An 11,033-nucleotide genomic window follows, 5' to 3' on the forward strand; every position below is an offset into this window, starting at 1 on the left:
AGGTTCTTCAAACAACAGCTACTTCATGGACTGAACGTGTCTAAATTTCCCCCCTTTTATGTCCTAAAACCTAGTTAAAAAACTTTTAAAAAAAGTTGTATGTAAAGGTTTACAAAATTAAAATCTTGTGCTATACTTAAATCACAAGTTAATACAAAGTGAGTGTTACTAAGTAATATTAGGCATGATCACAGATGACTCAGATGTATATTTTTTGAGTTCATTTGTGGTCATTTTTTATGCTCACAAAACTTAAATAATAGGGCAAGGAGGTTGCCATGTATCGGATATTAAATCCAATGAATAACAATGTTTCTCTCGTGCGGAATAGCAAGGGAGAGGAGTTGATCGTAATTGGTAAGGGTATTTCGTTCGGTAAGAAGAAAGGAGATTTGATTTCTGAGGATCAGGTTGAAAAAGTTTTTCGGATGAAAACAGAAGAGTCGCGAGAAAACTTTATGGCTCTTCTCAAGGATGTACCGCTTGATTTTATTACGGTCACTTATGAGATTATTGATAATCTTTCTAAAAAATATCAATATCCTGTCCAAGAGTATCTATACGTCACTCTGACAGACCATATCTATTGTTCTTATCAGGCTATTAGTCAAGGACGCTATAAGGATAGTAACTTGCCTGATATTTCTGCCAAGTATCCCATCGCTTTTCAAATTGCACAAGAAGCTTTTGAAATTTATCGTCAAAAACTGACAGAAAATTTTCCTGAAGACGAGATCATTCGTATCGCTTATCACTTCATCAATGCAGAAGGTGAAAATGAAGTCGAAGTAGTTGAGTCGATTGATAAGAGAAAAGAAATTTTAAAAAGTGTTGAAAATGTTCTAAGAAGCTATGGTATTCAGAGAACACCAGATAATAATAATTTCTATGACCGCTTTATGATTCATCTCAATTATTTCTTGGATTATCTGGATCGTAGTCGCGATGATAATCAATCCTTGCTCGATATGGAAGAACATATAAAGAATACCTATCCAGAAGCATTCGAGATTGGTAGCAAAATTTATGAAGTCATTGCTCAGGAAACTGGTCTTGACCTTTACAAGAGTGAACGAGTTTATCTTGTTCTACACATCCAACGTTTATTATCATAACGCTTTACTAAAAAATATATAAGGAGAATTCTATCATGAATAGAGAAGAAGTAACATTGTTAGGTTTTGAAATCGTTGCCTATGCAGGTGATGCTCGTTCAAAATTATTGGAAGCTTTGAAGGCCGCTGAAGCTGGTGATTTTGCGAAAGCGGATAGCTTAGTTGAGGAAGCCGGTAGCTGTATCGCTGAAGCACACCACGCGCAAACGAGTCTTTTAACCAAGGAAGCTGCAGGTGATGATTTGGCTTATAGCGTGACCATGATGCATGGCCAAGATCATTTGATGACAACTATTTTGCTAAAAGATTTGATGCACCATTTAATCGAACTTTATAAAAGAGGAACTAAATAATGAATAAGTTAATTGCCTATATCGAGAAAGGGAAGCCTTTCTTTGAAAAACTATCTCGAAATATCTATCTTCGTGCTATTCGGGATGGATTTATCGCAGGAATGCCAGTCATTCTCTTCTCAAGTATTTTTATCTTGATTGCTTTTGTTCCAAACTCTTGGGGCTTTAAATGGTCTGATGAAGTAGTAGCACTTTTGATGAAACCTTACAGCTACTCTATGGGGATTCTAGCACTTTTGGTAGCTGGAACCACTGCTAAATCTTTAACAGACTCAGTTAACCGTAGTATGGAGAAAACCAATCAAATCAACTATATGTCAACGCTCTTAGCAGCTATTGTTGGTTTGCTGATGTTAGCAGCTGACCCAATCGAGGGTGGCTTTGCAACTGGTTTCCTTGGAACAAAAGGGTTGCTTTCAGCCTTCCTGGCAGCTTTCGTAACTGTAGCTATCTATAAGGTTTGTGTCAAGAACAACGTTACTATTCGCATGCCTGACGAAGTTCCACCGAATATCTCACAAGTCTTTAAAGACGTTATTCCGTTTACGCTTTCAGTTGTTTCTCTTTATGCTCTTGACTTGCTCGCTCGTCAATTTGTTGGTGCAAGCGTTGCAGAATCAATCGGTAAATTCTTTGCTCCATTATTCTCAGCAGCAGACGGTTATCTTGGTATTACCATTATCTTTGGTGCTTTTGCCTTCTTCTGGTTTGTCGGTATTCACGGCCCATCTATCGTTGAACCTGCCATTGCAGCGATTACTTATGCAAATGCCGAAGTCAACTTGAACCTTCTTCAACAAGGTATGCACGCTGATAAGATCCTTACATCTGGTACACAAATGTTTATCGTCACTATGGGTGGTACAGGAGCAACTCTTGTAGTTCCATTCATGTTTATGTGGTTGTGTAAGTCTAAGCGTAACCGTGCCATCGGACGTGCTTCAGTAGTTCCTACATTCTTCGGTGTAAATGAACCAATCTTGTTTGGTGCACCACTTGTTTTGAACCCAATCTTCTTTATTCCATTTATCTTCGCACCTATTGCAAACGTATGGATCTTCAAATTCTTTATTGAAACGCTTGGCATGAACTCATTTACTGCCAATCTTCCATGGACTACACCAGGACCTCTTGGTATTATCCTTGGTACAAACTTCCAGTTCTTGTCATTTGCTCTTGCAGCATTGTTAATCGTAGTGGATATTGCAATCTACTACCCATTCCTTAAAGTTTATGACGAACAAATTCTTGAAGAAGAACGTTCTGGTAAAGCCAACGATGAATTAAAAGAAAAAGTAGCCGCAAACTTCAATACTGCAAAAGCTGATGCTATCCTTGAAAAAGCTGGAGTAGAATCAGCACAAAATACAATTACAGAAGAAACCAACGTACTCGTTCTTTGTGCGGGTGGAGGAACAAGTGGTCTTCTTGCCAACGCCTTGAACAAAGCAGCAGCTGAGTACAAGGTGCCAGTTAAAGCAGCAGCTGGTGGCTATGGTGCTCACCGTGAAATGTTGCCAGAATTTGACCTTGTTATCCTTGCTCCTCAAGTAGCTTCAAACTATGAGGACATGAAGGCTGAAACAGATAAACTTGGAATCAAATTGGCTAAGACTGAAGGAGCTCAATACATCAAGTTGACTCGTGATGGTAAAGGTGCTCTTGCCTTTGTTCAAGCGCAATTCGATTGACGATAGGGACTGTAAAACAGTCTCCTATCATCACGGAAATCGCTATGGCGAATTTCCTAATCGCCTTGTTAATTCGTCGGTAAAAAGATATCGTTTTTACCTCCTCATGTCACAATTCGACTAACCTTAGGGACTGTAAAACAGTCTCCTAACATCACGGAAATCGCTATGGCGAATTTCCTAATCGCTTTGTTAATTCGTCGGTAAAAAAATATCGTTTTTACCTCCTTGAGTCACAATTCGACTGACCTTGAGGACTGTAAAACAGTCTCCTGATTATATATTTATTTTCCCCCTTTATGTCACTATTTGGTGACTTTGTACAAGAAGTGAGACGGAGATGGATAGCTCACTAGCTCCTCTCCGCTCGCTTTTCATTTTATCCAATCAAGAAATAGGTGAAAAAATGACAAAAACACTTCCTAAAGATTTTATTTTCGGTGGCGCAACAGCAGCTTATCAAGCAGAAGGTGCTACGCATACAGATGGTAAAGGTCCTGTTGCCTGGGACAAATACCTAGCAGATAACTATTGGTACACAGCTGAACCAGCGAGTGATTTCTACCATAAATATCCAGTAGACTTAAAGTTGGCTGAGGAATATGGGGTAAACGGTATCCGTATTTCTATTGCTTGGTCACGTATTTTTCCAACTGGTTATGGTGAAGTCAATCCAAAAGGGGTAGAATTCTATCATAAGTTATTTGCTGAATGTCATAAACGTCATGTAGAACCATTCGTAACTCTTCACCACTTTGATACTCCTGAAGCTCTTCACTCAAATGGAGACTTCTTGAATCGTGAAAATATCGAACACTTTGTAGACTATGCTGCCTTCTGTTTTGAAGAATTCCCAGAAGTAAACTACTGGACAACATTTAATGAAATTGGTCCAATCGGTGACGGTCAATACTTGGTCGGCAAGTTTCCTCCAGGTATTCAGTATGACCTTGCCAAAGTCTTCCAATCCCACCACAATATGATGGTGTCTCATGCTCGTGCTGTGAAATTGTACAAAGACAAAGGCTACAAAGGTGAAATCGGGGTTGTTCACGCCCTTCCAACTAAGTATCCATTGGATCCTAAAAATCCTGCAGACGTTCGTGCTGCTGAGTTGGAAGATATCATCCATAACAAATTTATCTTGGATGCTACATACCTTGGACACTATTCAGATGCAACAATGGAAGGTGTAAACCACATCTTATCAGTAAATGGTGGTAGCTTGGATCTTCGTGACGAAGACTTTGCAGCACTTGAAGCAGCTAAAGATTTGAACGACTTCCTTGGAATTAACTACTACATGAGTGACTGGATGGAAGCCTTTGATGGTGAAACTGAGATCATCCACAATGGTAAGGGGGAAAAAGGAAGCTCTAAATACCAAATCAAAGGTGTTGGTCGTCGTGTAGCTCCTGATTATGTACCTCGCACTGACTGGGACTGGATCATTTATCCTCAAGGGCTATATGATCAGATCATGCGTGTGAAGGAGGATTATCCAAACTATAAGAAAATCTACATCACTGAAAACGGACTTGGATACAAAGATGAATTTGTGGACAACACTGTTTACGATGATGGCCGTATCGATTATGTGAAACAACATTTGGAAGTATTGTCTGATGCGATTGCCGATGGTGCAAACGTCAAAGGATACTTCATCTGGTCATTGATGGACGTCTTCTCATGGTCTAATGGTTATGAAAAACGTTACGGACTCTTCTATGTGGACTTTGAAACACAAGAACGCTATCCAAAGAAATCAGCTCACTGGTACAAAAAACTAGCTGAGAGCCAAGTGATTGAATAGTACAACTAGTTATTAGGTATAGAATTTAAGCGAGGAAAGTTTATGCTCAAAGATTTTATCAAATCAATCTATGAAAAAGTTTATATTATTAACTTTGATCATTGCTCTCATGTACCATCTTTGACCAAGGAGCAACTTGCAAGTCTTGGAAAATGGTATGTCTCGACAGGTAAGGAGTGGATTTGTCATTCAGACTATGAATTTGAAGAATTTCAAAAGCTATTTTTAAATTTTGTCAACGCAGAAGATAAGGATAACATTTCCTTTGTTTCGGATTTTATGCCATTTCAACACTAAAATATTATAAAGAGGAATCTATCTCATACTAGGGGATATTCCTCTTTTTTATCTAGATTTTACCTGAAAGTCAAAAAAATTCTTGACAGATTTATGTGATAGGAGTAAACTATTAACTAGTTAAATAACTGGTTAATTATATAGAGAACTAACTCACTCGCTCAAATCTTGTTTGAAATATAGAAAATAGGAGAGTTTTAAAAGTGATTTCGTTTTTCAGTTATATACTTAACCAGTTAACGAAGTTCTTTAGGAAAAAGTGTAGTTCTTTATTTAACGAATAAATGAAATAGGAAGTGTGTTTAGATGAAAATCAATAAAAAATATGTTTTTGGTTCGGTAGCTCTTTTAGCATTAAGCCTTTCAAGTTATGAACTGGGGCGTTTCCAAGCGGTACAGACTAGCAAAGAGCCTAATCGTGTGGCTTATATAGAAGGGAATCAGGCTAGTACTAAGTCTGAAAATCTGACGCCAGATGAAGTTAGTCGGCGAGAGGGGATCAATGCTGAACAAATTGTTGTTAAAATTACTGATCAAGGTTATGTGACCTCTCATGGAGATCATTATCATTACTATAATGGCAAGGTTCCTTATGACGCTATCATCAGTGAAGAACTGCTGATGAAAGATCCGAATTATCAGTTGAAGGATTCAGACATTGTCAATGAAATCAAGGGTGGCTATGTGATTAAGGTAGACGGGAAATACTATGTTTACCTTAAGGATGCGGCTCATGCGGACAATATTCGTACAAAAGAAGAGATTAAACGTCAGAAGCAGGAACATAGTAGTAATCATGGGGGTGGTTCTAACGATCAAGCAGTAGTTGCAGCCAGAGCTCAAGGACGCTATACAACAGATGATGGGTATATCTTTAATGCCTCTGATATCATAGAAGATACAGGTGATGCTTATATTGTTCCTCATGGCGATCACTTCCACTATATTCCGAAGAGTGATTTGTCTGCCAGTGAATTAGCTGCTGCTCAAGCCTTCTTATCTGGTAAAGGTAGTCAATTAAGTACCGTTGAATATCGTTCAAGCAGAGGAGAAACAAGATCTAGTGTGAGAACTAGTCCATCTGAAACTCCTCAAAATCCTGCAACAGCTCCGGAGAGTCAAAATGAGGATTTAGCTAGTCTCCTTCAAGAATTGTACGCTTTGCCACTTAGCCAACGTCATGTGGAGTCTGATGGATTAGTATTTGACCCAGCACAGATTACAAAACGTACTGCAAATGGTGTGGCAGTTCCTCACGGGGATCATTTCCATTTCATTCCGTATTCGCAAATGTCTGCTTTGGAAGAAAAATTGGCTCGAAATCTGCCAATTGGAGGTCAGCCAATTCAAAGTCATGCTAATAATTCGAAACCAAGCAGTTCTGAGAAACCAAGTTCAACCATTAAACCAAACTTTAATCTCAATACGCCGGCACCGAATCGAGGAACTGGAGGAGCCTATACAACGGATGATGGGTATGTCTTTAGTCCGACAGATGTGATTGAAGATACAGGAGACGCTTTTGTTGTACCGCACGGCAATCATTTCCACTATATCCCTAAGAGTGATTTGTCAGCAGGAGAATTGGCTGCTGCCCAAGCTTATTGGAATGGTAAACAAGGCGCACATTCCTCTACAAGTTCAAGTAAACCAAGTAGTGATAATTCTAAGCCAGCTCAACCAAGTTTGACAGAGACTCCAAATCTGACTGTCACACCAACTTATCATCGAAATCAAGTGGAAGACATTCCGACACTCTTACGTGAATTGTATTCCAAACCTTTATCAGAACGACATGTAGAATCGGATGGTCTAGTCTTTGATCCGGCACAAATCATCAAACGTACAGCTAACGGTGTAGCAGTGCCTCACGGAGACCATTATCACTTTATTCCTTATTCACAAATGTCTGATTTAGAGCAGAAGATTGCAAGAATGATTCCGTTAAAAGGGCAAAATGGATTAAACGAAATTGTTACAGATATTAAACCTTTAGCATCAAAAGAAGTAGTTCATAAGTTCTTAGGACAACCAATCAAAGCTTATGGAAAAGGTTTAGATGGTAAACCTTATGATACGAGCGATGGATATATATTTACCAAAGATTCCATCGATTCTGTTGATAAATCAGGTGTTATTGCCAAACACGGAGATCATTTCCATTATATGGGATATGGTGAATTAGAACAATTCGAATTGGATGAAGTTGCCAAATGGATTCAAGAAACTGGTAAAACTCCAGATTCCATCGTTTCTTCAGTACACTCATATGAGAAGGAAAGACCAAAGTTTGATTATAAAAAAGTAACTAATAAAATTTCTAGAAATAGTAAAGTTGGTTATATAATTAATGAAGGTGGTAAAGATTATTTTTATTCACGTGAAGAACTTGATCTTACTCAAATTGCTTTTTCTGAACAAGAACTAATGCTTAAGGATCGAGATCATTATCGTTATGATATAGTAGACACAGGGATTAAACCAAGATTAGCTGTAGATGTCTCAAGTTTGCCGATGCATGCAGCAAATACTACCTATGATACTGGAAGTTCATTCATTATTCCACACATTGATCATATTCACGTTGTGCCTTACTCATGGTTAGAGCCTGATCAAATTGCGACTATTAAATATGTAATGCAACATCCTGATGTGCGTCCTGAAGTTTGGTCTAAGCCAGGTCACGAGGACTCAGGTTCCGTTATTGCTAATGTGACTCCTCTTGAAAAACGCGCTGGAATGCAGAATTGGCAAATTATTCATTCTGCTGAAGAAGTTCAGAAAGCTCTTGCAGAAGGTCGATTTGCAACTCCAGATGGTTATATTTTTGATCCGAAAGATGTATTGGCAAAAGAAACTTTTGTATGGGAAGACAATTCATTTAGTATTCCAAGAGCGGGAGGTGGTTCATTGAGAAGTATCACTAAATCCGACTTGTCAGAAGTAGAATGGAAAGAAGCACAAGACTTAATAGCAAAAAGAATAAAAGAAAAAGAATCCAAAACTGAAACGTCTACACATCCTAATAAAGAATTAAAACCTGATTCAAACAATACTGAAAATAGTGATAAGAATAAGACTGCTGTAGATAAAACTGAGGAGCAACCGAAGAATAATATAGGCGTAAATGAGACTGGTACAACCAACGAAATTCCTTCAGAAAACAAGGTTGAAGATAAAGAAAACTCCAAAGAAGAAAGTGACGATGATTTACCAGACTACGGATTGGATAAAGTAACTTTAAATGAACATATAGAGAAGTTAGCAAAAATTGCACAAATCGATCCTAAGTTTCTAATCTTTCAACCAGATGGGGTTCAGTTTTACAATAAAAATGGTGAATTAGTGATGTATGACATTAAGACACTAAAACAAATAAAACCTTAAAACATTTTTGTTAATTATAATCTACTCGAAAGGATATTATTCGATTTTTGATTGAATAATGTCCTTTTCTTTGTTAAACACTGAAATTTGCTGTCTTAAAAAATGAATCAAGGAGTTCTAAAACAATTAAAAGTCAAATGATAAAATGACCAGTGAGAACTGATAATGAAATCTAGTTCTCACTTTTTTCATGAAAATCTATAAAAAATATTGACATTTTAAATTTTTAGGAGTAAAATGTTTACTAGTTAATTAAATGGTTAAATACTAGTTAAGGAGTTGTTATGAAAAAAAGAACTATCCTATGGCTCATGATTGCCTTCTTTGCTCTCGTTTTAGGAGCTTGTGGACAAAAGACCAGTCAAGACAAGAGTGATAAAACTAAGGGGATGAAGATTGTGACTAGTTTTTATCCTGTCTATGCTATGGTCAAAGAAGTTTCAGGTAATCTAAATGATGTTCGGATGATTCAGTCTAGTTCTGGTATCCATTCCTTCGAACCTTCTGCAAATGATATTGCAGCCATCTATGATGCAGATGTTTTTGTTTATCATTCTCATACATTAGAGTCATGGGCGGGAAGTTTAGATCCAAGCCTACAAAAGTCCAAGGTAAAGGTGTTGGAAGCATCTGAAGGTATGACCTTGGAGCGCGTGCCTGGGTTAGAAGATATGCAGGCTGGAGATGGGATTGATGAGAAGACCTTGTATGATCCTCACACGTGGTTAGATCCTGAAAAGGTTGCAGAAGAAGCACAGATAATTGCTGATAAGTTATCCGAACTGGACAGTGCCAACAAGGATACCTATCAGAAAAATGCACAGAACCTTAGTTCCAAGGCTCATGACTTAACCAAGAAATACCAACCCATCTTTGAAAAAGCTAATCAAAAGACATTTGTGACCCAACACACAGCCTTTTCATATTTGGCAAAACGATTTGGACTCAATCAGCTTGGGATTGCAGGAATCTCTCCTGACCAAGAACCAAGCCCAAGACAATTGACTGAAATCCAGGAATTTGTAAAGACTTATAAGGTCAAAACCATCTTTACAGAGAGTAACGCTTCATCAAAGGTAGCTGATACACTTGTCAAATCAACAGGTGTGAGTCTGAAAACCCTCAATCCTTTAGAGGCCGACCCACAAAATGACAAGTCCTACATAGAAAACCTAGAAGAAAATATGGCTATCTTAGCTGAAGAATTGAAATGAGGAGATTATGAAGATTAATAAAAAATATCTAGCAGGATCTGCAGTGGTCCTTGCCTTAAGTGTCTGTGCTTATGCTTTAAATCAACATCAAGCACCTGAGAAAAAAGATGATAATCGTGTATCCTATGTTGACGGTAAAGGATCTGAAGCTAAGAAGAATGAATCTCTGACACCAGATCAAGTTAGCAAGAAGGAAGGAATAGAAGCTGAACAGATTGTTACCAAGATCACTGATCAAGGTTATGTGACTTCCCACGGCGACCATTTCCATTACTATAATGGTAAGGTGCCTTATGATGCCATCTTTAGTGAAGAACTAGTCATGAAAGATCCGAACTATCAGTTGCGTGATCAAGATATTGTCAATGAGATTAAAGGTGGCTATATCATCAAAGTGGACGGTAAATACTATGTCTATCTAAAAGATGCGAGTCACGCTGATAATATTCGCACCAAAGAACAAATTGAGAAGCAAAAACAAGAACACACATCAGATAGTGGTAGTGCAAGTGAGGAAGTTCTTACTGCCAGAGCACAAGGTCGATATACAACGGATGATGGTTATGTCTTTAATGCTGCAGATATCATTGAAGATACAGGTGATGCCTATATCGTTCCTCACGGTGGGCATTATCACTACGTTCCAAAGAGTGCCCTATCTTCAAGTGAATTAGCAGCAGCTCAAGCCTATCTAGTTGGAAGAGGAAGTCAACCAAGTCTAACGGATTATAAACCAAATCCAAGTGTTACACCAAGTTCTCAAGCCGATAGCCCAGCAACAAGCATCCCAGTAGATCAAGAGGATAACCTCCAAAGTCTTCTTGCTCAGTTATATGCTTTACCAGTTAGTCAACGCTATCAAGAAGCTGATGGTTTGGTATTTGACCCAGCTAAAATTACCAGTCGAACACCATCAGGAGTTGCGATTCCACACGGTAATCACTACCATTTCATTCCTTATAGTAGTATGTCTGCTTTGGAGCAAAAAATTGCTCGTTTGATACCACTTGGCGGTGCCCTAACACTAACAAAGCCGTTAGAAAATCAAAATAAACCAACAGTTCAGCGTGATCATGAAAATGTAACTCATAAGAACCATCATGAGGATGAACATGATCATGGCTTTGCCGCTGAGCGTGTGATTAGAGAAGATGAGCAAGGTT

General features: G+C 38.3%; 8 protein-coding genes. All 8 read left to right on the forward strand.

Annotated features, from left to right (window positions below):
* Nucleotides 1-278: 278 nt before the first annotated feature.
* On the forward strand, nt 279-1,115 hold the full coding sequence (locus HMPREF2795_RS07455; RefSeq protein ID WP_075228563.1) for a PRD domain-containing protein: 837 nt from the start codon (nt 279-281) through the stop codon (nt 1,113-1,115).
* A gap of 35 nt (nt 1,116-1,150) precedes the next feature.
* Complete coding sequence (locus HMPREF2795_RS07460; protein WP_001078321.1) at nt 1,151-1,468, forward strand: PTS lactose/cellobiose transporter subunit IIA; 318 nt, start codon at nt 1,151-1,153, stop codon at nt 1,466-1,468.
* Nucleotides 1,468-3,159, forward strand: a complete 1,692-nt coding sequence (locus tag HMPREF2795_RS07465; RefSeq protein ID WP_075228564.1) for a lactose-specific PTS transporter subunit EIIC — start codon at nt 1,468-1,470, stop codon at nt 3,157-3,159. The genes HMPREF2795_RS07460 and HMPREF2795_RS07465 overlap by 1 nt, the downstream gene beginning before the upstream one ends.
* Nucleotides 3,160-3,565: 406 nt before the next feature.
* On the forward strand, nt 3,566-4,972 hold the full coding sequence (lacG, locus tag HMPREF2795_RS07470) for a 6-phospho-beta-galactosidase (RefSeq protein ID WP_025171259.1): 1,407 nt from the start codon (nt 3,566-3,568) through the stop codon (nt 4,970-4,972).
* A 42-nt stretch (nt 4,973-5,014) separates the two neighbouring features.
* Complete coding sequence (locus HMPREF2795_RS07475) at nt 5,015-5,269, forward strand: DUF3884 family protein (protein WP_000910132.1); 255 nt, start codon at nt 5,015-5,017, stop codon at nt 5,267-5,269.
* Nucleotides 5,270-5,575: 306 nt separating this feature from the next.
* The gene (locus HMPREF2795_RS07480) at nt 5,576-8,656 is read left to right on the forward strand and encodes a pneumococcal-type histidine triad protein (protein ID WP_075228565.1); all 3,081 of its coding nucleotides are present in this window, start codon (nt 5,576-5,578) and stop codon (nt 8,654-8,656) included.
* Nucleotides 8,657-8,940: 284 nt separating this feature from the next.
* Nucleotides 8,941-9,870, forward strand: a complete 930-nt coding sequence (locus tag HMPREF2795_RS07485; RefSeq protein WP_075228566.1) for a metal ABC transporter solute-binding protein, Zn/Mn family — start codon at nt 8,941-8,943, stop codon at nt 9,868-9,870.
* Between the two features lie 7 nt (nt 9,871-9,877).
* Nucleotides 9,878-11,033: pneumococcal-type histidine triad protein (locus HMPREF2795_RS07490; protein WP_075228567.1), on the forward strand; the 1,156-nt coding region annotated here is incomplete at its 3' end.

This window comes from Streptococcus sp. HMSC056C01, assembly GCF_001811305.1.
Classification (GTDB): Bacteria; Bacillota; Bacilli; order Lactobacillales; family Streptococcaceae; genus Streptococcus.

Coding starts and splice junctions, on each gene's coding strand:
- HMPREF2795_RS07485 (WP_075228566.1), top strand. CDS start 8,941: ATGAAAAAAAGAACTATCCTATGGCTCATGATTGCCTTCTTTGCTCTC.
- HMPREF2795_RS07475 (WP_000910132.1), top strand. CDS start 5,015: ATGCTCAAAGATTTTATCAAATCAATCTATGAAAAAGTTTATATTATT.
- HMPREF2795_RS07480 (WP_075228565.1), top strand. CDS start 5,576: ATGAAAATCAATAAAAAATATGTTTTTGGTTCGGTAGCTCTTTTAGCA.
- lacG (WP_025171259.1), top strand. CDS start 3,566: ATGACAAAAACACTTCCTAAAGATTTTATTTTCGGTGGCGCAACAGCA.
- HMPREF2795_RS07455 (WP_075228563.1), top strand. CDS start 279: ATGTATCGGATATTAAATCCAATGAATAACAATGTTTCTCTCGTGCGG.
- HMPREF2795_RS07460 (WP_001078321.1), top strand. CDS start 1,151: ATGAATAGAGAAGAAGTAACATTGTTAGGTTTTGAAATCGTTGCCTAT.
- HMPREF2795_RS07465 (WP_075228564.1), top strand. CDS start 1,468: ATGAATAAGTTAATTGCCTATATCGAGAAAGGGAAGCCTTTCTTTGAA.